Here is a 25,806-nt window from a genome sequence, read left to right on the forward strand (position 1 = left end):
CACCACGCCCGTTCGCGGCTCCACGCTCCGCCGCGCCGGCCGGGAGCCGGTGCGCGCGGGCATTTGTTTTGACCGGAGTCCGTACGGTAGGTACGCTCAGACCTTGTGCCTGGGGTGTGCCTGGGCTCGTGTGCGTGTCCTCAACCGCATGGCGAGTCCGTCAACAGCCACCGCAATCTGCGCCTTCCCGCCCTCGGCGGAGGTCCGCAGTATTCGACACACCCGACCGCGTGGGTCGGCGATGTTCCAGGTTAGTTTTACGACGGCACACAGAAACCGGAGAAGTAGTGCCTACGATCCAGCAGCTGGTCCGGAAGGGCCGGCAGGACAAGGTCGAGAAGAACAAGACGCCCGCACTCGAGGGTTCCCCTCAGCGTCGTGGCGTCTGCACGCGTGTGTTCACGACCACCCCGAAGAAGCCGAACTCGGCCCTCCGTAAGGTCGCGCGTGTGCGTCTGACCTCCGGCATCGAGGTCACGGCCTACATCCCGGGTGAGGGTCACAACCTGCAGGAGCACTCCATCGTGCTCGTGCGTGGTGGCCGTGTGAAGGACCTGCCGGGTGTTCGTTACAAGATCATCCGCGGTTCCCTCGACACGCAGGGCGTCAAGAACCGTAAGCAGGCTCGCAGCCGCTACGGCGCCAAGAAGGAGAAGTAAGAATGCCTCGTAAGGGCCCCGCCCCGAAGCGCCCGGTCATCATCGACCCGGTCTACAGCTCTCCTCTTGTCACCTCGCTGATCAACAAGATCCTGCTGGACGGCAAGCGTTCCACCGCCGAGCGCATCGTCTACGGCGCCATGGAAGGCCTCCGCGAGAAGACCGGCAACGACCCGGTCATCACGCTGAAGCGCGCCCTCGAGAACGTGAAGCCGTCCCTCGAGGTCAAGTCCCGCCGTGTCGGTGGCGCCACCTACCAGGTGCCGATCGAGGTCAAGCCCGGTCGCGCCTCCACCCTCGCGCTGCGCTGGCTCGTGGGTTACTCCCGCGCCCGCCGCGAGAAGACCATGACCGAGCGCCTCATGAACGAGCTCCTCGACGCCTCCAACGGCCTCGGTGCTGCGGTCAAGAAGCGTGAGGACACGCACAAGATGGCCGAGTCCAACAAGGCCTTCGCGCACTACCGCTGGTAGTTCGACCCCACATCGAGACCGAGAGAAGACTGAAGCCTTATGGCTACCACTTCGCTTGACCTGGCCAAGGTCCGCAACATCGGGATCATGGCCCACATCGACGCGGGCAAGACGACCACCACCGAGCGGATCCTGTTCTACACCGGTGTGTCTTACAAGATCGGTGAAGTCCACGACGGCGCTGCCACGATGGACTGGATGGAGCAGGAGCAGGAGCGCGGCATCACGATCACGTCTGCCGCGACGACCTGCCACTGGCCGCTGGAAGACGTTGACCACACCATCAACATCATCGACACCCCGGGCCACGTCGACTTCACCGTCGAGGTGGAGCGTTCGCTCCGCGTGCTCGACGGTGCGGTGACGGTGTTCGACGGCGTCGCCGGTGTCGAGCCCCAGTCCGAGACTGTCTGGCGTCAGGCGGACCGCTACGGCGTCCCGCGTATCTGCTTCGTCAACAAGCTCGACCGTACGGGTGCCGAGTTCCACCGCTGCGTCGACATGATCGTGGACCGCCTCGGCGCCGTTCCGATCGTCATGCAGCTGCCCATCGGTGCCGAGATGGACTTCCAGGGTGTCGTGGACCTCGTCCGCATGAAGGCCCTGGTCTGGTCCGCGGAAGCGACCAAGGGCGAGATGTACGACGTCGTCGACATCCCCGCCTCGCACACCGAGGCCGCTGAAGAGTGGCGCGGCAAGCTGGTCGAGACCGTCGCGGAGAACGACGAAGAGATCATGGAGCTCTTCCTCGAGGGCCAGGAGCCCACCGAGGAGCAGCTGTACGCCGCGATCCGTCGTATCACCATCGCCTCCGGCAAGGGTGGCGGCGAGAAGACCATCACCCCCGTCTTCTGTGGCACCGCGTTCAAGAACAAGGGCGTCCAGCCCCTGCTCGACGCGGTCGTGCGCTACCTCCCCTCCCCCCTGGACGTCGAGGCCATCGAGGGCCACGACGTCAAGGACCCGGAGCAGGTCATCAAGCGCAAGCCGTCCGACGACGAGCCGCTGTCGGCCCTCGCGTTCAAGATCGCGAGCGACCCGCACCTCGGCAAGCTCACCTTCGTCCGGATCTACTCCGGTCGCCTGGAGGCCGGCACCGCGGTGCTGAACTCCGTCAAGGGCAAGAAGGAGCGCATCGGCAAGATCTACCGCATGCACGCGAACAAGCGTGAGGAGATCGACTCGGTGGGCGCCGGCGACATCGTCGCCGTCATGGGCCTGAAGCAGACCACCACCGGTGAGACGCTGTGCGACGACAAGAACCCGGTCGTCCTGGAGTCCATGGACTTCCCGGCGCCGGTCATCCAGGTCGCCATCGAGCCCAAGTCCAAGGGTGACCAGGAGAAGCTGGGTGTAGCCATCCAGCGTCTCGCGGAGGAGGACCCCTCCTTCCAGGTTCACTCGGACGAGGAGACCGGCCAGACCATCATCGGTGGTATGGGCGAGCTTCACCTCGACATCCTCGTCGACCGCATGCGTCGCGAGTTCAAGGTCGAGGCGAACGTCGGTAAGCCGCAGGTCGCGTACCGTGAGACGATCCGCAAGGCCGTCGAGCGCATGGACTACACCCACAAGAAGCAGACCGGTGGTACCGGTCAGTTCGCCAAGGTGCAGATCGCGATCGAGCCCATCGAGGGTGGCGACACCTCGTACGAGTTCGTGAACAAGGTCACCGGTGGCCGCATCCCGAAGGAGTACATCCCTTCGGTCGACGCCGGTGCGCAGGAGGCCATGCAGTTCGGCATCCTGGCCGGCTACGAGATGACCGGCGTTCGCGTCATTCTTCTCGACGGTGGCTACCACGAGGTCGACTCCTCCGAACTCGCGTTCAAGATCGCCGGCTCGCAGGCCTTCAAGGAGGCCGCGCGCAAGGCTTCGCCGGTCATCCTCGAGCCGATGATGTCCGTCGAGGTCACCACGCCCGAGGACTACATGGGCGAGGTCATCGGTGACATCAACTCCCGCCGTGGCCAGATTCAGGCCATGGAGGAGCGCAGCGGCGCTCGCGTCGTGAAGGGCCTCGTGCCCCTTTCGGAGATGTTCGGCTACGTCGGCGACCTCCGCAGCAAGACCTCGGGTCGCGCAAGCTACTCGATGCAGTTCGACTCCTACGCCGAGGTTCCGCGGAACGTCGCCGAGGAGATCATCGCGAAGGCCAAGGGCGAGTAACTCTCCCAAGTTCACGCTTTAGGCTTGACACCAGTCGCTGGGGCTCATTCCCCCGAAACCCGAGGGATCGGGCCCCGGCGCCTGGCATCCCAGCAAAGATCACCTGGCGCCGATGAAGCAAGGCGTACAGAACCACTCCACAGGAGGACCCAGTGGCGAAGGCGAAGTTCGAGCGGACTAAGCCGCACGTCAACATCGGCACCATCGGTCACATCGACCACGGTAAGACGACCCTCACGGCCGCCATTACCAAGGTGCTGCACGACGCGTACCCGGACCTGAACGAGGCCTCGGCCTTCGACCAGATCGACAAGGCTCCTGAGGAGCGCCAGCGCGGTATCACCATCTCCATCGCGCACGTCGAGTACCAGACCGAGTCGCGTCACTACGCCCACGTCGACTGCCCCGGTCACGCGGACTACATCAAGAACATGATCACGGGTGCGGCGCAGATGGACGGCGCCATCCTCGTGGTCGCCGCCACCGACGGCCCGATGCCGCAGACCAAGGAGCACGTGCTCCTGGCCCGCCAGGTCGGCGTTCCCTACATCGTCGTCGCCCTGAACAAGGCCGACATGGTGGACGACGAGGAGATCCTGGAGCTCGTCGAGCTCGAGGTCCGTGAGCTCCTCTCCGAGTACGAGTTCCCGGGCGACGACCTGCCGGTCGTCAAGGTCTCGGCGCTCAAGGCGCTCGAGGGCGACAAGGAGTGGGGCCAGTCGGTCCTGAACCTGATGGCCGCCGTCGACGAGGCGATCCCGCAGCCCGAGCGTGACGTCGACAAGCCGTTCCTGATGCCGATCGAGGACGTCTTCACGATCACCGGTCGTGGCACCGTCGTCACCGGTCGTATCGAGCGTGGTGTCCTCAAGGTCAACGAGACCGTCGACATCGTCGGTATCAAGACCGAGAAGGTCACCACCACGGTCACCGGCATCGAGATGTTCCGCAAGCTGCTCGACGAGGGCCAGGCCGGTGAGAACGTCGGTCTGCTCCTCCGTGGCATCAAGCGCGAGGACGTCGAGCGCGGCCAGGTCATCATCAAGCCCGGTTCGGTCACGCCGCACACGAGCTTCGAGGCCCAGGCCTACATCCTGTCGAAGGACGAGGGTGGCCGTCACACCCCGTTCTTCAACAACTACCGCCCGCAGTTCTACTTCCGTACCACGGACGTGACCGGCGTCGTGACCCTCCCCGAGGGCACCGAGATGGTCATGCCGGGCGACAACACCTCCATGACCGTCGAGCTGATCCAGCCCGTCGCCATGGAGGAGGGCCTCAAGTTCGCCATCCGTGAGGGTGGCCGGACCGTGGGCGCCGGCCAGGTCGTCAAGATCAACAAGTAATTGTCGATCTGACCTGAGCCACTCCTGACGGAGCCTCAACAGGAGGCCCCCGATCCACCGTTCGCGGTGGGGCGGGGGCCTTCTTGTGTCGCCCCGGTGACAGATGTGGCTGGAGTGGCCGGTTAGCATGCGAACTGTTGTGTGTGTCATGTCCATCAGGGGTGGGGAGACATCTTGAGTTCCGGACGTCGAGCGAGACGGACGACGAAGGCGGCGCTGGTGCGCCGCACCGCGCTGGGGACCGCCGTCGGCGTCCTCGCGGTCCTCGGTATCCAGGCCGCGGCGAACGGCGCCGTCTTCGGTACGGAGGACAAGGCCGGGGCGGGGGACAAGCCCGGTGTGTACAGCACCGAGGCGGGGAACGGCGTGTCGGGCCGGGGCGAGCTGCACAAGCTCGCGCTCACCGACAAGGGCAAGGGCGAGGCCGTCCTGACCCAGCGGACCACCGAGCCGTTCGGCCTCCTCGGCGTCTCCTGGGCGGACTCCGACGAGAAGATCAAGGGCACGATAGAGGCGCGCGCCCGCAGTATCGAGACCGGCGAGTGGTCCGACTGGATCGAGCTGGAGCCGCTGCCGGTCGGCATGGACGGCAAGCGGCCCGGTGCGGGTGCCGCCACCGAGCCGATCTGGGTGGGCGCATCGGACGGCGCCGAGGTCCGGGTGAGCGACGGCGCGGCCGCCGGTACGCTCCCGGGCGGCCTGCAGCTCAACATGGTGGACCCCGGCGGCGCGGGCGGTGAGGCGAAGGAGAACGGCACGCTCGACGCCGAGCCCGCCGCCTTCGTCGCCGACACCCCGCCGACCACGCCCGGTCCGGCGTCGACCGCTCCGCAGCCGAAGATCGTCACCCGCGCCGAGTGGCGCGCGGACGACGAGGTGCCCACGCCCGAGCCCCCGATCTACCTGCCCGGCGGGAAGATCAAGGCCGCCTTCGTGCACCACACGACGAGCGAGGCCTACGACTGCTCGGAGTCGCCGGCCATCGTCCGAAGCATCCTCCGCTACCACGTGACGACCGGCGAGAAGTGGCGCGACATCGGCTACAACTTCCTCGTCGACAAGTGCGGGACCATCTTCGAGGGCCGCGAGGGCGGCATCGACCAGCCCGTGCAGGGAGCGCACACGTACGGCTGGAACTCCGAGTCCACCAGCGTGGCGGTCATCGGCGACTACACCAGCCAGGCCGCCTCGAACCCCGCGCTGATCTCGGCGTCCCGGGTCATCGCGTACAAGCTGGGGCAGTACGGCGTGAACCCGGGCGGCACCGCCCAGCTCACCGCCGGCGCGACGCAGACCAACTACTTCGGTGACAAGTTCGAGGCCGGCAAGGTCTACTCCTTCGCCGCTACCTCCGGCCACCGCAACGGCTTCAACACCCAGTGCCCGGGCATCATGCTCTACCCGCAGCTGCCGACCATCCGCAGCCACGCCACCGGCACCGTCGCCAACCTGAAGGTCGACTCCCTGGGCGGCGGAGCGACACCCGCCGGCGGCGGCTACGAGACGCCCGGCCCACTGACGGTCAACTGGTCCACGTCCACCGTCAACGGCCTCATCCACAAGTTCGAGGTCCTCGTCGACGGTCAGGTCGCCGGCTGGTCCTGGGGCCACATCCGCAGCGCCGCGACCACGGTGACGGGCTACGGCAACCACCAGGTCGCCATCCGGGCCACGCACACCTCCGGCAAGACGACCACCAGCCCGGCCGTCACCGTGACCGTCCCCGGTCCCAAGACGTTCAAGCCCGTCACCCCGACCCGGCTGATGGACACCCGCGCCGGTCTCGGCGTGCCGAGGGCCAAGGTCGGCCCGGCCGGCGTGGTGACCCTCCAGGTCACCGGCGCCAACGGCATTCCGGCCACCCACGTCGGCGCGGTCGTGCTGAACGTGACGGCCACCGCCCCGACGGCGACGAGCTTCGTCTCGGTCTACCCGAACGGCACGCCCCGGACGAGCGCCTCGAACCTGAACTTCACCGCCGGCAAGACGATCCCCAACCTGGTCGTCGTCCCGGTCGTGAACGGCAAGGTCAGCTTCTACAACCACGCCGGCACCGTCGACCTGATCGCCGACGTCACCGGCTATTACACGACCGAGACCACGGGCTCCACGCACGTCAACCACGGCCCGCTGCGGCTCATGGACACGCGCGCCGGTCTGGGCGTTCCGAAGGCCAAGGTCGGCCCGGACAGCGTCGTGACGCTGCCGGTCGCGGGCGTCCAGGGAGTTCCGGAGGAGGACGTCACCGCCGTCGTCCTGAACGTGACGGCGACCGCCCCGACCTCGGCGAGCTTCGTCTCGGTCTACCCCAGCGGCACGGCCCGGACGAGCGCGTCGAACCTGAACTTCACCGCCGGCCAGACGATCCCGAACCTGGTGGTCGTCCCGGTCGTCGACGGCAAGGTCAGCTTCTACAACCGCTCGGGCTCGGTGGACCTGATCGCCGACATCACGGGCTACTTCACCTCGGGCGGTGAGGGCGCGTCCCACATCAACCTGGGCCCGAAGCGGCTGATGGACACCCGCTCCGGCCTCGGTGTCGCCAAGGCCCCGGTCGCGGCCGGCGGCGTGGTGACCCTGCCGGTCGCGGGCGTGCAGGGCGTGCCGGCCGGTGACAAGGTCACCGCCGTCGTCCTGAACGTCACGGCGACCAACCCGACCTCGGCCAGCTTCGTCTCGGTCTACCCGGACGGAACGGCTCGTACCAGCGCGTCGAATCTGAACTTCACCGCCGGCCAGACGATCCCCAACCTGGTGGTCGTCCCGGTCGTCAACGGCAAGGTCAGCTTCTACAACCGCGCGGGCTCGGTCGACCTGATCGCCGACATCACGGGGTACTTCACCAAGTGATCTGAGCGCACGCACGGACGCGGGCCCGTCTCCCTCCGGGGAGGCGGGCCCGCGTCTTTATGCGCTGCGCTGCATGCGGCGCAGCGTGCGGCTCTGTGTGCGGCTCTGCGTACGGCTCTGTGTGCGGCGGGCCGGATTCAGCTCCGTGCGCCGCGCTCCGGCCGCCACAGCCAGGGCCGGGCGTCGGCGCCCAGGCCGACGGCGGTGGGCCCGTCGGGGCCGAGCAGCAGGGCGGTGCCGCCCACGGCGGCCGTTCCCTGCGTACGGGTGTGCAGCCGGCCGGCCCCGCGCAGCTGGATCCGGCCGCGCAGGTCCTTGCCGAGGAGGACGGGCGACCGGCCGTCGCCGGCGGCGGTCACCCCGCCGTACCCGTCGAAGGAGAGGTCGGCGCCGGTGCTCGACAGCAGCTCCGGGGAGGCGGGCGCACGGCGGTACACCACGACGCCGTCGGCGCCGCCGTCGGTGCCCCGGGGGGCGGGGACGGCGGCGACCGGGTCGCCCGCGCCGGCGAGCGGCCCGGCCGGAACCCCGTCGATCCAGTGCGCCACGCTCTCCCGGCCCGCCGCGAGGACGTGGACCCGGCCGGCCCCGTCGACGAGGGCGGTCAGCCCGTCCTGCACCTCGGCGTCCCCGGCGAGGGGCCGCCAGCGGCTCCAGGTGCCGTCGGCGGCCCGTACCCGCGTCGAGACGCCCTTGCCCGCGTCGCGTACGAAGAGATGGACCCGGCCGTCGGGGGCGGTGACGGCCACCGGCACGCCGATCCGGCGCCCCCGGTCGTCGCCGCGCTCCGGATTGCCCAGGCCCCGCCAGGCGCGGAACGGGCCGCCGGGGGAGCGCTGCTCCAGGAGCACGACCTCGCGCCGGTTCGGGCCGCCGTGGCCGCCGAGGGCGGCGAACCGGATCCCGACGAGGAGGACCCGGCCGTCGGGCAGCACCGCCGAGCCCAGCTCGGGCGCGAGCGGCCCGCCCCCGAGGTCCTCGGGCTCGCCCCAGAGCCCCGAGCCCCGCTCCGTCTCGCGCCAGCGCACGGCGCGCAGGCCGAGCACGCCGTGGGCGACGAGCCGCCCGTCCGGCTGGGCGTGGACGGCCGGGCCGCGCCCGGGCCAGCGGTGGTGGGTGGCGCGCACCCACCCCTTCTTGTTGGTGAGGGGGCGGTCGCCGCCGACGCCGTAGTCGCCGCAGCCGGACGGGTTGCCGCACTCCCAGGAGGGGTCGCCGCCGTACGGGACGAGGTGACCGGCCTTCTCGCGGAGGACCTGCGGGGGGAGGTTCTTGGGCCAGTGGCGGTTGTAGTAGCCGCGGAACGCCGTGGCGGCGAACGCCGGTATCGGCGCGCCGTCCCGGGCGGAGTCGGCGACCCAGCGGACGAGCGCCGCCCAGGAGAAGCAGGCGACGGCGGTGTGGTCGCCGTGGTCGGAGTAGCCGGGCTGCTCGCTGTCCCGCTTGCGGGTGGCCTCATCGCTGAGCTGGATGTCCGGGTCGGGGTCGAGGGTCTGCACGACGGTCGGCCGGTACCGCTCCAGGAGGCCCACGAGGACGTCGACCAGCCGGCCGTGGTCGTAGGTCTGCGAACGGCGGACGGGGGAGCCGGCGGAGACGTGGGTGGGGAGTTCGAGGGCCCGGTCGCGCCAGAGGGCGGGCAGGGCCATGTACCGGCGCGGGGTGTGCATGGGCAGGTTGAGGAAGATCAGCTCGACCCGGCGTCCGTTGTGGGCGAGGGTGTCGATCTCGGCCTGCCGGCCGCCGCGCAGGGTGACGACGTCCCGGCGCCAGGTCGCGAACCGGTCGAGCCCGATGGCCTCGGCGTACGCCTGGCGCAGGCCCTGGTGCCGGGCGGAGGAGTAGGCGGCCTTGTCGGGCGAGGCCGCGGGCATCCCCGCGACGCGGTTCACGCCGGTGTGCTCGCCGGCGGTGACGTAGACGGAGACGAGGGGGACACCGGCGTCGAGCATGCGCTGGGTGTCCGGGTTCATGAAGTAGAGGTCGTCGTCCGGGTGCGCGGCGAACTGCATCAGCTGCGCGCGCCCGGAGCGGGCGATCGGCATCCCGGGCGCGGGATCGGCGGCGGGCACGGCCCGCCGTGACGCGGGCACGGAACACCCGCCGAGAACCGCGCTCCCCCCGAGAGCAGCGGCCGCGACGGCCCCCGCGAGCACCCTGCGCCGCCGGGGCCGGGCGGCCCCGGACACGGATATGTCGTCCACTGGTGGTGCTTCCCCCGCGCTGTGTACCGGTCATCGAGCGTTAACGAAGACGGCGACAGCGCCCGAAAGGTTGTGCGGGGATAGGTCACATGGGCGAGGGGTTGCGGGGGAGGGGGCGCGGGGCGTCGGGGTGGGGGCTGCGGGGCTGGCCGGACTGGGGCCGCCCGCCGTCAGGGCTGCGCGGGGAGCGCCCGGAGCAGGACCAGCCGACGGACGTCGGAGGTGTCCAGCACGGCCAGGGAACGCGTGACACCGTCCAGGAAGGTGACCTGGCCCTTGTTGTTATGGGCGTAGAGGAGGTTCCCGGTCGCCTCCTGACCACCGGCTTCACGGCGTACCCAGACGAGCCCACGGGTATCCGGACCCGGTACGTGAAGGGCCTTGATCACGTCGTTCCAGTCGTCCACCGGCACGTGCGAGAAGCCGGGGAAGTACCGGCGGTGCAGCCGGTCCCACCAGCCGGGGGCCTCGTGGGCGGGGCGCCACGGCAGGGCGACGGCGCGGTGGCCGCCGAGCGCTGAGTGCAGCGCCGCCACACAGCCGCGGGCGTTGATGCGACGCGCCTGGCGACAGACCCGGGCGGCGGTCTCGTGCGGGGGAGCCGGTTCCAGGTCCGCCGGCGGGGCGCTGGAGGCGGGGTGGAACGGCGAACTGCCGTCCTTGGGCACGACGAGCGAGGCCGCGAGCATCGGCGACGGCGGGTACCCCGGCTGCGGGAGGGCCCGACAGGACAGCAGCCATGCCGTGTCCGTCTCGTACACCGGCCGCGGCACGGCGAGCTCGACGAGCCCGCCGTAGACCGCGCTCAGCCAGGCGGTCGCCTGCTGCACCGGGTTCTGTGTCTGCATGGTCGGCACGCGGTGGTCAGTCCCAGGCCGTGCCCAGGGCACTGAGACGGTCCCCGTACTCGATCACCTCGCGCCACTCCGGCGGCCAGTACTTGATGCCGTGCACCGCCCCGGCGAAGGCGCCCGCCAGGGCCGCGATCGAGTCGGAGTCTCCGGACGAGTGGGCAGCGCGGCGCAGTGCGTGGCGTGCGTCGCCGCCGACGACCAGGAAGCAGTACAGGGCTGTGGCGAGCGCTTCTTCGGCGACCCAGCCCGCGCCGACCACCGTGCTGGGATCCTGGTCCACGTCCGGCTCGCGCAGCGCCTCGCTCACGCGGTCGAGAGCGCGCAGACATTCGTCCCACCCGAAGGCGATGTAGGTCTCGGGGTCCGGCGCGCCCGCCCGCTGGGCGAGGTCGCCCAGCCAGTCGGCGTGGTAGGTCCGCCGCGAGGCCCGCGCATAGGCGCGAAGTTCATCGAGGAGATGCGGCAGGGGGCAGGCGTTGACGAGGAGCCACACGGCGTGGGCCGTCAGGTCGCTCGCCGCGAGCGCCGTCGGGTGGCCGTGCGTCAGGGCGGCCTGCAGCTGGGCGAGGCCCGAGCGCTGCTCGGCCGTCAGACCGGGCACGAGGGCGACGGGGGCCACGCGCATGTTCGCGCCGCACCCCTTGGAGGTGACGATGCTCGCGGCCTGCCAGGGCACATCGCGTTCCAGAGCCGCGCAGGCGTCCAGGCAGGTCCGGCCCGGAGCCCGGTTGTTGTCCGGGTCGCGCAGCCAGCGCACGAAGTGTTTCCGTAGGGCCGTTTCCGCAGCGGCGGGCGTGAGCGAGGCACCTCCCTGTTGCGCGGCTCCTTGCGGCCTGCGTCCGCCTCGGACGTCCCGCTCTCCCTCGGCCCCCCGTGCCGCGCGCCCCTGTGCGGCGCTGTCCGGACTGCCGGTGGCCTCCGCCAGCGCTTCGCCCACGGCCAGCATCATCTGGGTGTCGTCGGAAACCCGCACCCCGCCGCCCCGGGAAAGGGGCAGCTCCATGGTGTGCCAGGGACCGAACCTGGCCCCGATCTGCTCCATGGTGAGGAACTCCGTCGGGTAGCCCATGGCATCCCCGAGGGCGAGACCGAACAGCACCCCGCTCGCCGGCCGCGTCGCGGCCCCCTTCGGGCGGTGTCCGGCCCGCGCCCGGAGCACGTGGGAATCAGGAGCCTCGGCGAGGGAGCCGGCTACGACATGGCTGGACTTGACGAAGGGCGAGTCGCGGATCATCTCGGCCAACGCTTGGGACGGCGCGAGCCCGCGTGCCTTGGCGTCGTAGAGGCGGCCACCCCACACGTCGCCCTCGTTGAACGCGTCGGAACCGCCGTCCTTCCGCGCGATCCAGTTCGCGGCGGCGTCCCGGTCGTTGATCCACACGTAGCCGATCACCGCACCGCGGGCATCGGCCACGCTGACGTACTGCACGGGCCCGCTGCTTTCGCGGTTGTAGCCTTGCGGCCCGCCCGGCTGGATCAGGAACTGCAAGTCCTCTTCGAAATGCGGATTGGTCGTCCGCTTGACGAAGCGGGGGTCGGATTCCCGTTCGGGGTTCATCAAGGCAGTCCTCTTCTAATTCCCGGGCAGCACTTCGCCGTAGATGTGCAGTTGGCCGTCAGCCTCGAAGGCCCGCGTGATGGAGTAGCTCGATCCACGCCCGAGCAGCAATTCGCGCTCGCCCATGCCGAAATGGCTGACCTTCTCCAGCCACAGGGCAGGCGTTCCCTCCGGAACACGCAGGTGCATCACCGCCGGCATGCCGCTGAACGCGGACACCGGATTGTCTCCGAGCGACGTTGACATGTATCCCTTGTCGGTGACCGTCTGCCCGACCAGTTCCTTAGGGAAATTGAAGTCCAGGTGGCCGACTCCCGACCCGCGAACCACCATGACGTCCTCCTCCAAGCGTCGACCGGCCAGCGCCTTGTCGACCTCCTCGATGTTACGAAGAACATCAGGAGTACCCAATCCCGGGTCTCCGCTTCGCAGGTAGCCGTTCATCTCCCTGTACGTGGCGTACCGGGGGTTTGCCTGCCCGCCATGCTCGTCCGAGTAGTCGAACAGGGACTTCTTGGTCTCCGGAGGGAGATTCTCCGCGTAGTCGTTCCAGTGCTCCCGCCCGTACGCGATCGCCGCATCGTCGTTCGGGAACGAAACAGCGCCGTCGCTGATCTCCGCTGCCGCGACCTCGTGTTTCTGCGCGACATCGAGCCCATGGAACTCGTCCGCCGACACGTGCGGCTCATGCGTGAAACCGTTGTCGGCGTGCCCACCAGGCCCGTCGTTGACCCCCTGAAGCTCCGGATACTGATCGTCCAGGAACTCCTTGGCCGTAGGGCCGTCCACCGAATCCGCGTGGACGGCCCCTTGGTCCACGTGATCCGTGGCCTGGGCCAGGCCGTCCCAGTCCTTGGCGGCGGCCGTGTCATCGACGAGACCCGTCGGAGTCGGGTGTGCGGCGGCGTTGTCGATCGTCCAGCCGGGAGGCAGCTGGGAGACCCCGTTGTCGGGCGCGGCGGACGGTGGCAAGTGCGGGGCCGCCTGGTCCACCAGCCCCGTCGGCGGCGAGGACGGCGCATGTGCGACGTCGTCCCCGTACTTCAGACCCCGCGTCGCCGGATTCGACGCCGCTGCCTCCAGTCCCTCCCGGGCCGCGGCCCGCAGGCCGCCGCCGGCGAAACCCGTGCCCTTCGTGCCGAAGAGCTCCGGGATGAGGCGGCCGATGAATTCGGCCGGGTCCTTCTTGAACCCTTCGACCGCGGCCGTCACCACGCGCTCGGGGTGGGCGACCGTAGAGACCAGGCCGGAGAGCGTCATCGAGACGTTCTGCATGTACGCGGCCGGGTGCGTCAGGTTGTACGGATCGGTCGGGTTGAGGCCGCGGGCGAAGTTGAGCAGTCCCGCCGTGCCCTTGAGGGCGCCGCCCACCACGTGGGTCAGCTCCGTGTTGTACGCCTGGTATCCGTCGACGAGGTCGTCGCCCAGACGGCTGAGCGGCGGAGGTTCGGCCGGGGCGTGGGCCAGAGCCTTCTCCACCCTCGCCTGGGCTTCGGTCGCGGCGGTGTTCCGCTGCTCGCGGGCGTGGGCGAGCAGGGCCTCGGCCTCTTTGACGACCGCCTTTCCGGGGTCCTCGGTCGTGGCGTTGCCGGCGTCCTTGTCCTTCGCGGCCGCCTTGGCCTCCTCCGAGACGCGCTTTCCCTCGCGGTACAGGTCGATGGCGTCGTACGCCACGCCCTGGGCCCACTTCACCGTGTGGGCGTAGGCCTCCAGAGCGCCGGCCGCCGCCTCGCACGCGTCCGCCGCGTGCAGCCACTTCGTGGGATGCACCCCGAACTTCTCGCGGAAGGCGTCGCCGCCCACGCCCTTCCAGCGTGACGAATCGACCTTCCTCATCCCCTGGCCGACCTTTTCGAAGGCCGCCCGGAAGTCCTTCAGGTGCGCCGCGCTCTCGAGGATCGTGGTGGGGTTCCCGCGGACGAGTTCGTTCGCCTCCTCGGTCTGGCCGAGCTGCTTCTCGCCGGGGGTCGCTCCGAGGTTCGACGCGACGCCGTCGCCCCAGTCGGTGACCACGTCGGCGGCGCCGTGCAGACCGTAGGAGTCGAGCCGCTCCCCGGCTCTGTCGCTCGCCCAGTCGACGGTCTCGCCCAGCGCCTTCTTGCCGGAGTCGATGCCGTCCTCGACGGCCCCAAGGCCTTCGTTGATCCCGTCCTCGATGCCTTTGCCCAGATCACCGAGACCGTTGCCGATGTCGTCGAGCAGGCCGCCCATCAGCCCTCGTCACCCCTCTGCTGCGGGGACGTCGCGCCCTGCTGTGGTTGCTGCTGCTGGGCGGCGGCGGCCCGTTCCTCCGGAGAGGGGCCGAACGTGTCGTCGAGCATCTCCTCGTACTGAGCGTCGGAGACGCCGACGGAGGAGTGCAGGGTCTGTGGGTTCACGCCGGGCAGGCCGATCGTCTGGGAGGTCATCAGATCGCGGCCCGCGTCCTTCCAGCCCTGGGCCGAATTGGCCCTCGCCTGGTCGAAGGACTCCTGGCTGTAGTCGACCCCGCCGTAGGCCCCGGACGAGGCGATGTCACCCCACCCCTGCTTCGTGACCTCGTCCTCGGAGGCGTACGGATTGCCGATGGCCGCATTGGTCACGATCTTGAACGTGCCTTCCACGTACTGCTCGGTCTCGTGGTAGCTCCCGGCCGACAGACCCGTGGCGACGGCGAACGAGTTGCCCTCGTTGATCAGGGCGCGCACCCCCCACTCCCAGCGCTCGCAGAACGACGAGAACGTCCCCGTCAACCCTTCGTGGCCCATCGCCAAGCCCGAGAGCGCGATGCCGCCGAAGCCACGCCCTTCCGCCGCCATGCTGTCCGCGCCGAGCTCCTTCAGCTCGCCCAGTGCCAGCGTCAGGCCGTTCGCGATCTCGTTCAGCCCGCTCGTGGCCAGGTCCTCGCCGGCCTCACCCCCGACCCCGCTCACCGTGCGGCCCCCCACTTCTCGGTTCCCGTGACGTTCCGATCCACCGCCGCCCCGTCCGGTACGACTCCGGCCACGGGCGGGAACAGCACCGCGTGCTCGGCGCCGTCCGCCGCGTCCAGGGCCACCCCGCACGGCATGCCCGCGCTCGGCACGGCCACGTCCAGCAGCCGCGACCCGAGCACCGTCTCGTACTCCCACTCGGTTTCGGCCTCGCCCCGGGCATGGGCGTACCGGACCAGTGCGCCCTCGTCGGAGAACGCGAGGATCCACCGCACGCCGCCGAGATCGACGGTCAGCCAGGCCTGGTCCCGGCGCGGTACGACCACCGCCGTCGTACGGAAGAGCGCCAGGACCGCTTCGAACTCGCGTCGCCGGGACTCGGCCCCCGGGTCCAGCGGCGCATCCGGCCCGTCCGGGTGACGGGCACCGGAGAGCGCGGACGACGGGACGGCCCCCCGCGCGTCGGGAGGTGGGGAAGAGGGAGACCACGGAGAGGGCGACCAGGGAGAGGGCGACCATGCCCCCGGAGAAGGATCCGGCGCGGATGCGCCGGCCGCCCCCGTCGGCGGGCCCTGCGGTTCGACAGGCGGTCCTGCGTAGTCAGCGAGCCGAGACCGCCGTACCGGCGTGTCCGAGCCGCCCCCGAAATCGATCACCGCGCCACCCTGGCACAGCTCCGGAGGCCGCCACCAGTCGCGCCTGGGTTATCCGTACATGCCCGGCATGCGGTGCGGGCGGGTGCGAAGACGGTGCGGAGGACCCGTGGGGATCGTGAGACTCTCCCGTTCGAAAACGTTCGACAGGGTGGGGAACATGAGCGAGAAGGAACCGTCGGTCTCCGACGACGAGTGGGCCGCGATCGTCGAAGCCGCGCGGGCGGACGGCGTCGGGGCGGGGGTGCCGAAGGTGCGGCGGTGGAGGTTCCGGCGTGGGGGCGCGGGTGCTCCGCGGCGGGCCGCGCCCGCACGGACGCCGGCGCAGCCGGAAGGGTGGCGCACCGGGCCCGCCTGGCAGGAGATGAACGGGCGCGGCAAGGCCCGGCGCCAGGTGAAGGGCGTCATCGGGATGGTGCTGGTGGTCGCGCTCGGGCTCGTGGCGTTCCGGCCGGAGCTGCTGACCGACCGGCTTCCGGACGGCTGGCTCCCGGGTACGGAGACGACTCCGCTGGCCGCCGAGACCGCGCCGCCCTCCGCGGCGCCGGCGGCCGAGACGTTCCCCGACACCCCGACCCTGAAGGAGCCCTTCAAGGGCTCCCCGGCCCTGCGCTGGGCGGACGGGGCCGCGGGCATCGAACCGCCCCCGGCCAAGGCCGTCGGCTGGATGTCGAAGAAGCAGACGGCCGCGGCGCTCAAGCGGGCCAAGGACTTCCTGGTCGCCGCGAACCTCGACCCGGCCGTGATCAAGGGCGGGAAGCCCACCGCCGCGCTCGCGCTCCTCGACCCGGAGCAGGGAGGTCTCCGGTCCGAGGTGGACACGTGGCTGGCCCACCCCACCGAGAAGGGGGACCCCACGCGGGTCTTCAGCCGCTTCGACCCGAGCGAGGTGCGGCTCGTGGGCCGCGTGGTGAAGCTCCGCGGGCGGATGACCGTGGAGGAGGGCAAGGGTAAGGACGCCGGCACGGTGCTGGTCCGCACCGACTACACCTTCGTCTACCCGCTGGTGAAGACCAGGCCGGGCGCCGACGAGGTGGCCCGGACGATCGTCCGCCGCGAGATCACGTTCAGCTTCGCCGAACCCGGCAGGTTCCGCGTGACGCCGGGCAAGCTGGGCATCTCGTACTGGCACTCGTCCATCGGCAACAGCACGTGCGACCACGCACCGGACGGCTTCCTCCACCCGACGTTCCCGGAGGACCTGCGCGCCCAGCCCGCCCCCGCGCCCTCCGGCCCCGCCACGGATCCCTACGACCGCAGCAAGAGCCTCGACGACCTGCCGGGGGAGTGCGGCACCACCACCCGTACCTGATCGGACCGCCCGGGGCGGGCGGCGCCCACCGCGACCCTGCGTGTAGCCAGACGTGACGTGGGGTACAGTCTTCCGCCCCGATTGGCGGCCGGATGCCCCCGTATGGCAGACTGTCGGGGTTGCTCGGTTGAGTGCCGATGCTGCGCGCCTCCCGTCGGGAGGACCGGAAGCGAGTCCCACAGTACTCGTCGACCCCACGCGGGTCGGACGTACGGGAATCTTCTGGGAAGCGTCAGCGGGGTACCGACCAGGCACTCGGCGGGTGTTCTGCCCCCGGCTCGCGGTCCAGGGACCGCACCCCCTTGGTTGGGAAGTCTTACGGACTTCTGCGTAGAGGGAGTGCGACACGCCCGACCGCGTGGGTCGGAGGCGGAGTCAAGAGAAGCCCCGAGTTCCAGAGCGTTACGAGAGACAGGACTACTGAGTAGCCATGGCGGGACAGAAGATCCGCATCCGGCTCAAGGCCTACGACCACGAGGTCATCGACTCCTCGGCGAAGAAGATCGTCGAGACGGTGACCCGCACTGGTGCGTCGGTCGCGGGCCCGGTGCCGCTGCCCACTGAGAAGAACGTGTACTGCGTCATCAAGTCGCCGCACAAGTACAAGGACTCGCGCGAGCACTTCGAGATGCGCACGCACAAGCGCCTCATCGACATCCTCGACCCCACGCCGAAGACGGTCGACTCGCTCATGCGTCTCGACCTGCCGGCGGGCGTCGACATCGAGATCAAGCTCTGAGGTGACGCGCGAGATGGCAAAGAACATTAAGGGCGTCCTGGGCGAGAAGCTCGGCATGACCCAGGTCTGGGACGAGAACAACCGGGTCGTCCCGGTGACCGTCGTCAAGGCCGGGCCGTGCGTCGTCACCCAGGTGCGCACCAACGACATCGACGGCTACGAGTCGGTCCAGATCGCCTTCGGCGAGATCGACCCGCGCAAGGTGAACAAGCCCCTCAAGGGTCACTTCGCCAAGGCAGACGTCACCCCGCGCCGCCACCTGGTGGAGCTTCGTACCGCTGACGCCAGCGAGTACACGCTCGGCCAGGAGATCACCGCCGCCGTGTTCGAGTCGGGCGTCAAGGTCGACGTCACCGGCAAGAGCAAGGGCAAGGGCTTCGCCGGTGTCATGAAGCGTCACAACTTCAAGGGCCTCGGCGCCGGTCACGGCACGCAGCGCAAGCACCGCTCCCCCGGTTCCATCGGTGGCTGCGCCACTCCGGGCCGTGTGTTCAAGGGCCTCCGGATGGCTGGCCGTATGGGCAACGAGCGGGTCACCACCCAGAACCTGACCGTCCACGCCGTTGACGCGGAGAAGGGTCTGCTGCTCATCAAGGGCGCGGTCCCCGGCCCGAACGGTGGCCTCGTCCTGGTCCGTACCGCGGCCAAGGGGGTTTGAGGAACCGATGAGCACCATTGACATCCTTTCGCCGGCAGGCGACAAGGCCGGGACCGTCGAGCTCCCCGCGGAGATCTTCGACGCCAAGACCAGCGTTCCGCTGATCCACCAGGTCGTCGTCGCCCAGCTGGCCGCTGCCCGTCAGGGCACGCACAAGACCAAGCGCCGTGGCGAAGTCCGCGGTGGTGGCAAGAAGCCTTACCGCCAGAAGGGCACCGGCCGCGCGCGCCAGGGTTCGACCCGTGCGCCGCAGTTCGCCGGCGGTGGCGTCGTCCACGGCCCCGTGCCGCGTGACTACTCGCAGCGCACCCCGAAGAAGATGAAGGCCGCCGCCCTGCGCGGTGCCCTCTCGGACCGGGCGCGCCACTCCCGCATCCACGTCGTCACCGGCGTGGTCGAGGGTGAGGTCTCCACCAAGGCCGCGAAGACGCTGTTCGGCAAGATCTCGGAGCGCAAGAACCTGCTCCTGGTCGTCGACCGCGCCGACGAGGCCGCGTGGCTCTCCGCCCGCAACCTGCCCCAGGTTCACATCCTGGAGCCGGGCCAGCTCAACACGTACGACGTGATCGTCTCCGACGACGTGGTCTTCACCAAGGCCGCCTTCGAGTCCTTCGTGTCTGGCCCCCAGACCGCTGAGACCGAAGGGAGCGAGGCCTGATGTCCGAGGCCACGATCACCAGCAAGACCTTCACGGACCCGCGTGACATCCTCGTCAAGCCGGTTGTCTCCGAGAAGAGCTACGCCCTGCTCGACGAGAACAAGTACACGTTCATCGTGGCGCCCGGCTCCAACAAGACCCAGATCAAGCAGGCCGTCGAGGCGGTCTTCTCGGTCAAGGTCACCGGGGTCAACACGATCAACCGTCAGGGCAAGCGCAAGCGCACCCGCACCGGTTTCGGTAAGCGCGCCAACACCAAGCGCGCCATCGTCACCCTTGCCGAGGGCAACCGTATCGACATCTTCGGCGGCCCGACCTCCTGACGGAGGTCGAGTCGTCCGGAATCGGACGAGGACTGAGAAATGGGAATCCGCAAGTACAAGCCGACTACGCCGGGCCGCCGTGGCTCCTCCGTAGCCGACTTCGTCGAGATCACGCGGTCCACGCCGGAGAAGTCGCTGGTCCGCCCCCTGCACAGCAAGGGCGGCCGTAACAACACCGGTCGTGTGACTGTCCGTCACCAGGGCGGTGGCCACAAGCGCGCCTACCGCGTGATCGACTTCCGTCGTCATGACAAGGACGGCGTGCCGGCCAAGGTCGCTCACATCGAGTACGACCCCAACCGCACCGCGCGCATCGCGCTGCTCCACTACGCGGACGGCGAGAAGCGCTACATCATCGCCCCGAAGAACCTGTCGCAGGGTGACCGGGTCGAGAACGGCCCCGGCGCCGACATCAAGCCCGGCAACAACCTGGCCCTCCGTAACATCCCGGTCGGTACCACGATCCACGCGATCGAGCTCCGTCCCGGCGGTGGCGCCAAGTTCGCCCGTTCCGCGGGTGCCTCCGTGCAGCTGCTGGCGAAGGAGGGCACGATGGCCCACCTTCGTATGCCGTCCGGTGAGATCCGTCTGGTCGACGCCCGCTGCCGCGCCACTGTTGGCGAGGTCGGCAACGCCGAGCAGTCGAACATCAACTGGGGCAAGGCCGGCCGCAAGCGCTGGCTGGGCGTTCGCCCGACCGTTCGCGGTGTGGCGATGAACCCGGTCGACCACCCGCACGGTGGTGGTGAGGGCAAGACCTCCGGTGGTCGCCACCCGGTCTCCCCGTGGGGTCAGAAGGAGGGTCGTACTCGCTCGCCGAAGAAGGCTTCGAGCAAGTACATCGTCCGCCGCCGCAAGACGAACAAGAAGCGCTAGGAGCGGGTTTAGATGCCGCGCAGTCTCAAGAAGGGACCCTTCGTCGACGGACACCTCGTAAAGAAGGTGGACGTACAGAACGAAGCCGGTACCAAGAACGTCATCAAGACCTGGTCCCGTCGCTCGATGATCATCCCGGCCATGCTCGGCCACACGATCGCGGTGCACAACGGCAAGACCCACATTCCGGTGTTTGTCACCGAGTCGATGGTCGGCCACAAGCTCGGCGAGTTCTCGCCGACGCGCACCTTCCGGGGTCACGTGAAGGACGACCGGAAGTCGAAGCGCCGCTAGTAGCGGGGTGGAATGACCATGACAGACACTGGAAGGACAACCATGGAAGCCAGGGCCCAGGCGCGGTACATCCGCGTCACGCCCATGAAGGCCCGCCGCGTGGTGGACCTTATCCGTGGCATGGACGCCACGGAGGCTCAGGCGGTCCTGCGTTTCGCCCCGCAGGCCGCGAGCGTGCCGGTTGGCAAGGTGCTGGACAGCGCCATCGCCAACGCTGCACACAACTACGACCACACGGACGCCTCTTCGCTGGTCATCAGCGAGGCGTACGTGGATGAGGGCCCGACCCTGAAGCGGTTCCGTCCGCGTGCCCAGGGCCGTGCCTACCGGATCCGTAAGCGGACCAGCCACATCACCGTGGTCGTCAGCAGCAAGGAAGGAACCCGGTAATGGGCCAGAAGGTTAACCCGCATGGGTTCCGGCTCGGCATCACCACGGACTTCAAGTCCCGTTGGTACGCCGACAAGCTGTACAAGGACTACGTCAAGGAAGACGTCGCCATCCGTCGGATGATGACGTCCGGCATGGAGCGCGCCGGCATCTCGAAGGTTGAGATCGAGCGCACCCGTGACCGCGTGCGGGTGGACATCCACACCGCGCGTCCCGGCATCGTCATCGGCCGCCGTGGCGCCGAGGCCGACCGCATCCGCGGCGACCTCGAGAAGCTCACGGGCAAGCAGGTCCAGCTGAACATCCTCGAGGTCAAGAACCCCGAGATGGACGCTCAGCTGGTCGCCCAGGCCGTTGCCGAGCAGCTCTCCTCCCGCGTCTCCTTCCGTCGCGCCATGCGTAAGAGCATGCAGGGCACGATGAAGGCCGGCGCCAAGGGCATCAAGATCCAGTGCGGCGGCCGTCTCGGCGGCGCCGAGATGTCCCGCTCGGAGTTCTACCGCGAGGGTCGTGTGCCCCTGCACACGCTCCGCGCGAACGTCGACTACGGCTTCTTCGAGGCCAAGACCACCTTCGGTCGCATCGGCGTGAAGGTCTGGATCTACAAGGGCGACGTCAAGAACATCGCCGAGGTCCGCGCCGAGAACGCTGCGGCCCGTGCGGGTAACCGCCCGGCCCGTGGTGCCGGCGCTGGCGACCGTCCCGCCGGCCGTGGTGGCCGCGGTGGCGAGCGTGGCGGCCGCGGCCGCAAGCCGCAGCAGCAGTCCGCGCCGGCTGCCGAGGCCCCCAAGGCCGACGCTCCCGCCGCCGCTGCCGCTCCGGCTGAGAGCACCGGAACGGAGGCCTGACCGAAATGCTGATCCCCCGTAGGGTCAAGCACCGCAAGCAGCACCACCCCAAGCGCTCGGGTATGAGCAAGGGTGGTACGCAGGTTGCGTTCGGCGAGTACGGCATTCAGGCCCTCACGCCGGCGTACGTGACCAACCGCCAGATCGAGGCGGCCCGTATCGCGATGACCCGCCACATCAAGCGTGGCGGCAAGGTCTGGATCAACATCTACCCGGACCGCCCGCTGACCAAGAAGCCTGCCGAGACCCGCATGGGTTCCGGTAAGGGTTCGCCGGAGTGGTGGATCGCGAACGTCAAGCCCGGTCGGGTGATGTTCGAGCTGTCCTACCCGAACGAGAAGATCGCGCGTGAGGCCCTGACTCGTGCCGCCCACAAGCTGCCGATGAAGTGCAAGATCGTCAAGCGCGAGGCAGGTGAGCTGTGATGTCGGCCGGTACCAAGGCGTCCGAGCTGCGCGAGCTGGGCAACGAGGAGCTTCTCAACAAGCTCCGCGAGGCCAAGGAAGAGCTGTTCAACCTCCGCTTCCAGGCGGCGACGGGTCAGCTCGAGAACCACGGTCGGCTCAAGTCCGTCCGTAAGGACATCGCCCGGATCTACACCCTGATGCGTGAGCGCGAGCTGGGCATCGAGACGGTGGAGAACGCCTGATGAGCGAGAACAATGTGACTGAGCAGAAGACCGAGCGCAACGCCCGCAAGGTCCGCGAGGGCCTGGTCGTCAGCGACAAGATGGACAAGACCGTCGTCGTCGCCGTCGAGGACCGCGTCAAGCACGCGCTGTACGGCAAGGTCATCCGCCGTACGAACAAGCTCAAGGCTCACGACGAGCAGAACGCTGCCGGCGTCGGCGACCGCGTCCTCCTGATGGAGACCCGGAAGCTGTCCGCCTCGAAGCACTGGCGCGTCGTCGAGATCCTCGAGAAGGCCAAGTAATTACCTGAGGGGTTTCCTTCAGGTCAGTTCCGCCAGGCTCGGCGAGGGGCTCCGGTAACGGACCCCTCGCCGGGAACCGGCAGACAAACAGGAGATAGACGTGATCCAGCAGGAGTCGCGACTGCGTGTCGCCGACAACACTGGTGCCAAGGAGATCCTTTGCATCCGTGTTCTCGGTGGTTCCGGTCGCCGCTACGCGGGCATCGGTGACGTCATCGTCGCCACCGTCAAGGACGCGATCCCCGGTGGCAACGTGAAGAAGGGTGACGTCGTCAAGGCGGTCATCGTTCGCACCGTCAAGGAGCGCCGCCGCCAGGACGGCTCGTACATCCGCTTCGACGAGAACGCCGCCGTCATTCTGAAGAACGACGGCGACCCTCGCGGCACCCGTATCTTCGGCCCGGTGGGCCGTGAGCTGCGCGAGAAGAAGTTCATGAAGATCATCTCGCTCGCGCCGGAGGTGCTGTAAGCATGAAGATCAAGAAGGGCGACCTGGTCCAGGTCATCACCGGTAAGGACAAGGGCAAGCAGGGCAAGGTCATCGCGGCCTTCCCCCGCGAGGACCGTGTCCTGGTCGAGGGTGTCAACCGGGTCAAGAAGCACACCAAGGCCGGCCCCCAGCAGGCCGGTGGCATCGTCACGACCGAGGCGCCGGTCCACGTGAGCAACGTTCAGCTCGTCGTGGAGAAGGACGGCAAGAAGGTCGTCACGCGTGTCGGTTACCGCTTCGACGACGAGGGCAACAAGATCCGCGTTGCCAAGCGGACGGGTGAGGACATCTGATGGCTACCACCACCACTCCGCGTCTCAAGACGAAGTACCGCGAGGAGATCGCGGGCAAGCTGCGTGAGGAGTTCTCGTACGAGAACGTCATGCAGGTTCCCGGCCTCGTCAAGATCGTGGTCAACATGGGTGTGGGCGACGCCGCCCGCGACTCCAAGCTGATCGATGGCGCCATCCGCGACCTCACCACGATCACCGGTCAGAAGCCGGCCGTCACCAAGGCCCGCAAGTCCATCGCGCAGTTCAAGCTGCGTGAGGGACAGCCGATCGGTGCCCACGTCACCCTCCGTGGCGACCGCATGTGGGAGTTCCTGGACCGCACCCTGTCGCTCGCGCTTCCGCGCATCCGCGACTTCCGTGGTCTGTCCCCCAAGCAGTTCGACGGGCGTGGCAACTACACCTTCGGTCTCACGGAGCAGGTCATGTTCCACGAGATCGACCAGGACAAGATCGACCGTGTCCGGGGTATGGACATCACCGTGGTCACCACGGCGACCAACGACGCTGAGGGCCGTGCCCTTCTCCGTCACCTCGGCTTCCCGTTCAAGGAGGCGTAAGCGAGATGGCGAAGAAGGCTCTCATCGCGAAGGCTGCCCGCAAGCCCAAGTTCGGTGTGCGTGCGTACACGCGCTGCCAGCGCTGCGGCCGTCCCCACTCCGTGTACCGCAAGTTCGGCCTGTGCCGCGTGTGCCTTCGTGAGATGGCTCACCGTGGCGAACTGCCGGGCGTGACCAAGAGCTCCTGGTAATCCCCTTCATCAGGGATTCCGGAGTCTCTCGGTAAGCAGAGGGTTGCAGAGGCCCACCTCTCCATGGCTTAGGCTAGGAGGGTTGGGCGTCTGCGCCCGTACGACTTACTACGCCGTAGGTCCCCGCGCCGCACCCGTCCCGCCCCTGTGTGGGGAGAGGGATGGCGCATACAGGAAACCCCGGCGAGAGAGGCCGAAGGCCAATTCATGACCATGACTGATCCGATCGCGGACATGCTGACTCGTCTGCGTAACGCGAACTCGGCATACCACGACACCGTGACGATGCCGCACAGCAAGATCAAGTCTCACATCGCGGAAATCCTCCAGCAGGAGGGCTTCATCACGGGCTGGAAGGTCGAGGACGCCGAAGTCGGCAAGAACCTCGTCCTCGAGCTCAAGTTCGGTCCGAACCGTGAGCGCTCCATCGCGGGCATCAAGCGGATCTCGAAGCCGGGCCTCCGTGTTTACGCGAAGTCCACCAACCTGCCGAAGGTCCTCGGCGGCCTGGGCGTGGCGATCATCTCCACGTCCCACGGTCTCCTGACCGGCCAGCAGGCAGGCAAGAAGGGCGTAGGTGGGGAAGTCCTCGCCTACGTCTGGTAGTCGGGAACGGAGGAATAGCTAATGTCGCGTATTGGCAAGCTGCCTATCCAGGTTCCCGCCGGTGTGGACGTCACCATCGAGGGCCGCACGGTCACGGTGAAGGGTTCCAAGGGCACCCTGAGCCACACCGTCGCCGCGCCGATCGAGATCGTGAAGGGTGAGGACGGCGTTCTGAACGTCACCCGCCCCAACGACGAGCGTCAGAACAAGGCCCTCCACGGCCTGTCCCGCACGCTGGTGGCCAACATGATCACCGGTGTGACCCAGGGATACATCAAGGCGCTCGAGATCAGCGGTGTCGGTTACCGCGTCGCCGCGAAGGGCTCCAACCTGGAGTTCCAGCTCGGCTACAGCCACCCGATCCTGGTCGAGGCGCCCGAAGGCATCTCGTTCAAGGTCGAGTCGCCGACCAAGTTCTCGGTCGAGGGCATCGACAAGCAGAAGGTCGGCGAAGTCGCCGCCAACATCCGCAAGCTTCGCAAGCCCGACCCCTACAAGGCCAAGGGCGTGAAGTATGCGGGTGAGGTCATCCGCCGCAAGGTCGGAAAGGCTGGTAAGTAAGCCATGGCATACGGTGTGAAGATCGCCAAGGGCGACGCCTACAAGGGCGCCGCCAAGAAGCGCCGCCACATCCGCATCCGCAAGAACGTGTCGGGTACGGCGGAGCGTCCGCGCCTCGTCGTGACGCGTTCCAACCGCGGTATCACCGCTCAGGTCATCGACGACCTCAAGGGTCACACCCTTGCGTCGGCGTCGACCCTGGACGCGTCGATCCGCGGCGGCGAGGGTGACAAGTCCGCGCAGGCCAAGCAGGTCGGTTCCCTGGTCGCCGAGCGCGCCAAGGCCGCCGGTGTCGAGGCTGTCGTGTTCGACCGTGGTGGCAACAGGTACGCCGGGCGCATTGCCGCTCTGGCTGACGCCGCCCGCGAAGCCGGGCTGAAGTTCTAAGCCCCGGTTCCG

30 protein-coding genes are annotated in these 25,806 nt (G+C 68.6%); 24 read left to right on the forward strand and 6 right to left on the reverse strand.

Annotated features, from left to right (window positions below; translation table 11 throughout):
• Positions 1–287 precede the first annotated feature (287 nt).
• The 5 genes from rpsL to ACFZBD_RS26930 all read left to right on the forward strand — a co-directional run bounded on the left by rpsL (position 288) and on the right by ACFZBD_RS26930 (position 7,497).
• Positions 288–659: a 30S ribosomal protein S12 gene (gene rpsL / locus ACFZBD_RS26910; RefSeq protein ID WP_003948652.1), complete on the forward strand. Its 372-nt coding sequence runs from the start codon at positions 288–290 to the stop codon at positions 657–659.
• Positions 660–661: 2 nt separating this feature from the next.
• Entirely contained in the window at positions 662–1,132 is a 471-nt protein-coding gene (rpsG, locus tag ACFZBD_RS26915; protein ID WP_007445917.1) for a 30S ribosomal protein S7, read from the forward strand.
• A 39-nt stretch (positions 1,133–1,171) separates the two neighbouring features.
• The gene (fusA, locus tag ACFZBD_RS26920; RefSeq protein ID WP_391144175.1) at positions 1,172–3,301 is read left to right on the forward strand and encodes an elongation factor G; all 2,130 of its coding nucleotides are present in this window, start codon (positions 1,172–1,174) and stop codon (positions 3,299–3,301) included.
• Between the two features lie 152 nt (positions 3,302–3,453).
• The gene (gene tuf / locus ACFZBD_RS26925) at positions 3,454–4,647 is read left to right on the forward strand and encodes an elongation factor Tu (protein WP_147980746.1); all 1,194 of its coding nucleotides are present in this window, start codon (positions 3,454–3,456) and stop codon (positions 4,645–4,647) included.
• Between the two features lie 174 nt (positions 4,648–4,821).
• Positions 4,822–7,497, forward strand: coding sequence for an N-acetylmuramoyl-L-alanine amidase (locus tag ACFZBD_RS26930; protein WP_391144177.1), 2,676 nt, complete (start codon positions 4,822–4,824; stop codon positions 7,495–7,497).
• A 137-nt stretch (positions 7,498–7,634) separates the two neighbouring features.
• Here ACFZBD_RS26930 and ACFZBD_RS26935 read toward each other — a convergent pair whose 3' ends face one another.
• The 6 genes from ACFZBD_RS26935 to ACFZBD_RS26960 all read right to left on the reverse strand — a co-directional run bounded on the left by ACFZBD_RS26935 (position 7,635) and on the right by ACFZBD_RS26960 (position 15,351).
• Entirely contained in the window at positions 7,635–9,590 is a 1,956-nt protein-coding gene (locus ACFZBD_RS26935; protein ID WP_391144180.1) for a PIG-L family deacetylase, read from the reverse strand.
• A gap of 281 nt (positions 9,591–9,871) precedes the next feature.
• On the reverse strand, positions 9,872–10,549 hold the full coding sequence (locus ACFZBD_RS26940; protein WP_391144184.1) for a toxin glutamine deamidase domain-containing protein: 678 nt from the start codon (positions 10,547–10,549) through the stop codon (positions 9,872–9,874).
• Between the two features lie 16 nt (positions 10,550–10,565).
• The gene (locus ACFZBD_RS26945; protein ID WP_391144409.1) at positions 10,566–11,714 is read right to left on the reverse strand and encodes an ADP-ribosylglycohydrolase family protein; all 1,149 of its coding nucleotides are present in this window, start codon (positions 11,712–11,714) and stop codon (positions 10,566–10,568) included.
• 414 nt (positions 11,715–12,128) lie between these two features.
• Positions 12,129–14,324 carry a putative T7SS-secreted protein gene (locus ACFZBD_RS26950; RefSeq protein WP_391144187.1) on the reverse strand — a complete coding sequence of 732 codons (2,196 nt, stop codon included), beginning with the start codon at positions 14,322–14,324 and terminating at the stop codon, positions 12,129–12,131.
• Positions 14,324–15,025: a hypothetical protein gene (locus tag ACFZBD_RS26955; RefSeq protein ID WP_391144188.1), complete on the reverse strand. Its 702-nt coding sequence runs from the start codon at positions 15,023–15,025 to the stop codon at positions 14,324–14,326. Before ACFZBD_RS26955 ends, ACFZBD_RS26950 begins: the two co-directional genes overlap by 1 nt.
• Positions 15,022–15,351, reverse strand: a complete 330-nt coding sequence (locus ACFZBD_RS26960; protein WP_391144190.1) for an SseB family protein — start codon at positions 15,349–15,351, stop codon at positions 15,022–15,024. The genes ACFZBD_RS26955 and ACFZBD_RS26960 overlap by 4 nt, the downstream gene beginning before the upstream one ends.
• Before the next feature lie 487 nt (positions 15,352–15,838).
• Here ACFZBD_RS26960 and ACFZBD_RS26965 point away from each other — a divergent pair, with 487 nt between their 5' ends.
• From ACFZBD_RS26965 to rplR, 19 genes are all read left to right on the forward strand, one after another.
• Positions 15,839–16,990, forward strand: coding sequence for a hypothetical protein (locus ACFZBD_RS26965; protein WP_391144193.1), 1,152 nt, complete (start codon positions 15,839–15,841; stop codon positions 16,988–16,990).
• Positions 16,991–17,420: 430 nt separating this feature from the next.
• Entirely contained in the window at positions 17,421–17,729 is a 309-nt protein-coding gene (gene rpsJ / locus ACFZBD_RS26970) for a 30S ribosomal protein S10 (protein ID WP_003948644.1), read from the forward strand.
• Positions 17,730–17,742: 13 nt separating this feature from the next.
• On the forward strand, positions 17,743–18,387 hold the full coding sequence (gene rplC / locus ACFZBD_RS26975) for a 50S ribosomal protein L3 (RefSeq protein ID WP_147980750.1): 645 nt from the start codon (positions 17,743–17,745) through the stop codon (positions 18,385–18,387).
• A gap of 7 nt (positions 18,388–18,394) precedes the next feature.
• Complete coding sequence (gene rplD, locus ACFZBD_RS26980; protein WP_158989419.1) at positions 18,395–19,045, forward strand: 50S ribosomal protein L4; 651 nt, start codon at positions 18,395–18,397, stop codon at positions 19,043–19,045.
• Entirely contained in the window at positions 19,045–19,368 is a 324-nt protein-coding gene (rplW, locus tag ACFZBD_RS26985; protein WP_355105121.1) for a 50S ribosomal protein L23, read from the forward strand. The genes rplD and rplW overlap by 1 nt, the downstream gene beginning before the upstream one ends.
• Positions 19,369–19,407: 39 nt before the next feature.
• Positions 19,408–20,244, forward strand: coding sequence for a 50S ribosomal protein L2 (rplB, locus tag ACFZBD_RS26990; RefSeq protein WP_391144198.1), 837 nt, complete (start codon positions 19,408–19,410; stop codon positions 20,242–20,244).
• A 12-nt stretch (positions 20,245–20,256) separates the two neighbouring features.
• Positions 20,257–20,538, forward strand: a complete 282-nt coding sequence (gene rpsS, locus ACFZBD_RS26995; protein WP_024755409.1) for a 30S ribosomal protein S19 — start codon at positions 20,257–20,259, stop codon at positions 20,536–20,538.
• A gap of 42 nt (positions 20,539–20,580) precedes the next feature.
• The gene (gene rplV / locus ACFZBD_RS27000; protein ID WP_004571827.1) at positions 20,581–20,928 is read left to right on the forward strand and encodes a 50S ribosomal protein L22; all 348 of its coding nucleotides are present in this window, start codon (positions 20,581–20,583) and stop codon (positions 20,926–20,928) included.
• Positions 20,928–21,776, forward strand: coding sequence for a 30S ribosomal protein S3 (rpsC, locus tag ACFZBD_RS27005; RefSeq protein ID WP_017239578.1), 849 nt, complete (start codon positions 20,928–20,930; stop codon positions 21,774–21,776). The genes rplV and rpsC overlap by 1 nt, the downstream gene beginning before the upstream one ends.
• Before the next feature lie 5 nt (positions 21,777–21,781).
• Positions 21,782–22,201 (forward strand): 50S ribosomal protein L16, encoded by a 420-nt coding sequence (gene rplP, locus ACFZBD_RS27010; protein ID WP_015035580.1) that lies wholly within the window; start codon positions 21,782–21,784, stop codon positions 22,199–22,201.
• Positions 22,201–22,425 (forward strand): 50S ribosomal protein L29, encoded by a 225-nt coding sequence (gene rpmC, locus ACFZBD_RS27015; RefSeq protein WP_017239580.1) that lies wholly within the window; start codon positions 22,201–22,203, stop codon positions 22,423–22,425. The genes rplP and rpmC overlap by 1 nt, the downstream gene beginning before the upstream one ends.
• Positions 22,425–22,709, forward strand: a complete 285-nt coding sequence (gene rpsQ, locus ACFZBD_RS27020) for a 30S ribosomal protein S17 (protein WP_158989424.1) — start codon at positions 22,425–22,427, stop codon at positions 22,707–22,709. Before rpmC ends, rpsQ begins: the two co-directional genes overlap by 1 nt.
• Positions 22,710–22,809: 100 nt before the next feature.
• Positions 22,810–23,178, forward strand: coding sequence for a 50S ribosomal protein L14 (gene rplN / locus ACFZBD_RS27025; RefSeq protein ID WP_003956455.1), 369 nt, complete (start codon positions 22,810–22,812; stop codon positions 23,176–23,178).
• Positions 23,179–23,180: 2 nt separating this feature from the next.
• The gene (gene rplX / locus ACFZBD_RS27030) at positions 23,181–23,492 is read left to right on the forward strand and encodes a 50S ribosomal protein L24 (RefSeq protein WP_391144204.1); all 312 of its coding nucleotides are present in this window, start codon (positions 23,181–23,183) and stop codon (positions 23,490–23,492) included.
• A complete protein-coding gene (gene rplE, locus ACFZBD_RS27035) occupies positions 23,492–24,049 on the forward strand; it encodes a 50S ribosomal protein L5 (RefSeq protein WP_147987686.1) in 558 nt (185 codons plus the stop codon). Before rplX ends, rplE begins: the two co-directional genes overlap by 1 nt.
• A gap of 5 nt (positions 24,050–24,054) precedes the next feature.
• Positions 24,055–24,240, forward strand: a complete 186-nt coding sequence (locus tag ACFZBD_RS27040; protein WP_003956452.1) for a type Z 30S ribosomal protein S14 — start codon at positions 24,055–24,057, stop codon at positions 24,238–24,240.
• 207 nt (positions 24,241–24,447) lie between these two features.
• Entirely contained in the window at positions 24,448–24,846 is a 399-nt protein-coding gene (rpsH, locus tag ACFZBD_RS27045; protein ID WP_030209003.1) for a 30S ribosomal protein S8, read from the forward strand.
• Between the two features lie 21 nt (positions 24,847–24,867).
• Positions 24,868–25,407, forward strand: coding sequence for a 50S ribosomal protein L6 (gene rplF / locus ACFZBD_RS27050; RefSeq protein WP_391144208.1), 540 nt, complete (start codon positions 24,868–24,870; stop codon positions 25,405–25,407).
• A gap of 3 nt (positions 25,408–25,410) precedes the next feature.
• Positions 25,411–25,794, forward strand: a complete 384-nt coding sequence (gene rplR / locus ACFZBD_RS27055; RefSeq protein ID WP_056651228.1) for a 50S ribosomal protein L18 — start codon at positions 25,411–25,413, stop codon at positions 25,792–25,794.
• Positions 25,795–25,806: the final 12 nt, after the last annotated feature.

The organism is Streptomyces sp. NPDC008121 (assembly GCF_042957155.1).
Classification (GTDB): Bacteria; Actinomycetota; Actinomycetes; order Streptomycetales; family Streptomycetaceae; genus Streptomyces.

Bases quoted from the DNA above. Each gene is read 5' to 3' on its own strand.
- rpsG (WP_007445917.1), top strand. From the start codon at position 662: ATGCCTCGTAAGGGCCCCGCCCCGAAGCGCCCGGTCATCATCGACCCG.
- fusA (WP_391144175.1), top strand. From the start codon at position 1,172: ATGGCTACCACTTCGCTTGACCTGGCCAAGGTCCGCAACATCGGGATC.
- ACFZBD_RS26940 (WP_391144184.1), bottom strand. From the start codon at position 10,549: ATGCAGACACAGAACCCGGTGCAGCAGGCGACCGCCTGGCTGAGCGCG.
- ACFZBD_RS26950 (WP_391144187.1), bottom strand. From the start codon at position 14,324: ATGGGCGGCCTGCTCGACGACATCGGCAACGGTCTCGGTGATCTGGGC.
- ACFZBD_RS26965 (WP_391144193.1), top strand. From the start codon at position 15,839: ATGAGCGAGAAGGAACCGTCGGTCTCCGACGACGAGTGGGCCGCGATC.
- rpsJ (WP_003948644.1), top strand. From the start codon at position 17,421: ATGGCGGGACAGAAGATCCGCATCCGGCTCAAGGCCTACGACCACGAG.
- rplC (WP_147980750.1), top strand. From the start codon at position 17,743: ATGGCAAAGAACATTAAGGGCGTCCTGGGCGAGAAGCTCGGCATGACC.
- rplD (WP_158989419.1), top strand. From the start codon at position 18,395: ATGAGCACCATTGACATCCTTTCGCCGGCAGGCGACAAGGCCGGGACC.
- rplW (WP_355105121.1), top strand. From the start codon at position 19,045: ATGTCCGAGGCCACGATCACCAGCAAGACCTTCACGGACCCGCGTGAC.
- rplB (WP_391144198.1), top strand. From the start codon at position 19,408: ATGGGAATCCGCAAGTACAAGCCGACTACGCCGGGCCGCCGTGGCTCC.
- rpsS (WP_024755409.1), top strand. From the start codon at position 20,257: ATGCCGCGCAGTCTCAAGAAGGGACCCTTCGTCGACGGACACCTCGTA.
- rplV (WP_004571827.1), top strand. From the start codon at position 20,581: ATGGAAGCCAGGGCCCAGGCGCGGTACATCCGCGTCACGCCCATGAAG.
- rpsC (WP_017239578.1), top strand. From the start codon at position 20,928: ATGGGCCAGAAGGTTAACCCGCATGGGTTCCGGCTCGGCATCACCACG.
- rplP (WP_015035580.1), top strand. From the start codon at position 21,782: ATGCTGATCCCCCGTAGGGTCAAGCACCGCAAGCAGCACCACCCCAAG.
- rpmC (WP_017239580.1), top strand. From the start codon at position 22,201: ATGTCGGCCGGTACCAAGGCGTCCGAGCTGCGCGAGCTGGGCAACGAG.
- rpsQ (WP_158989424.1), top strand. From the start codon at position 22,425: ATGAGCGAGAACAATGTGACTGAGCAGAAGACCGAGCGCAACGCCCGC.
- rplX (WP_391144204.1), top strand. From the start codon at position 23,181: ATGAAGATCAAGAAGGGCGACCTGGTCCAGGTCATCACCGGTAAGGAC.
- rplE (WP_147987686.1), top strand. From the start codon at position 23,492: ATGGCTACCACCACCACTCCGCGTCTCAAGACGAAGTACCGCGAGGAG.
- ACFZBD_RS27040 (WP_003956452.1), top strand. From the start codon at position 24,055: ATGGCGAAGAAGGCTCTCATCGCGAAGGCTGCCCGCAAGCCCAAGTTC.
- rpsH (WP_030209003.1), top strand. From the start codon at position 24,448: ATGACCATGACTGATCCGATCGCGGACATGCTGACTCGTCTGCGTAAC.
- rplF (WP_391144208.1), top strand. From the start codon at position 24,868: ATGTCGCGTATTGGCAAGCTGCCTATCCAGGTTCCCGCCGGTGTGGAC.
- rplR (WP_056651228.1), top strand. From the start codon at position 25,411: ATGGCATACGGTGTGAAGATCGCCAAGGGCGACGCCTACAAGGGCGCC.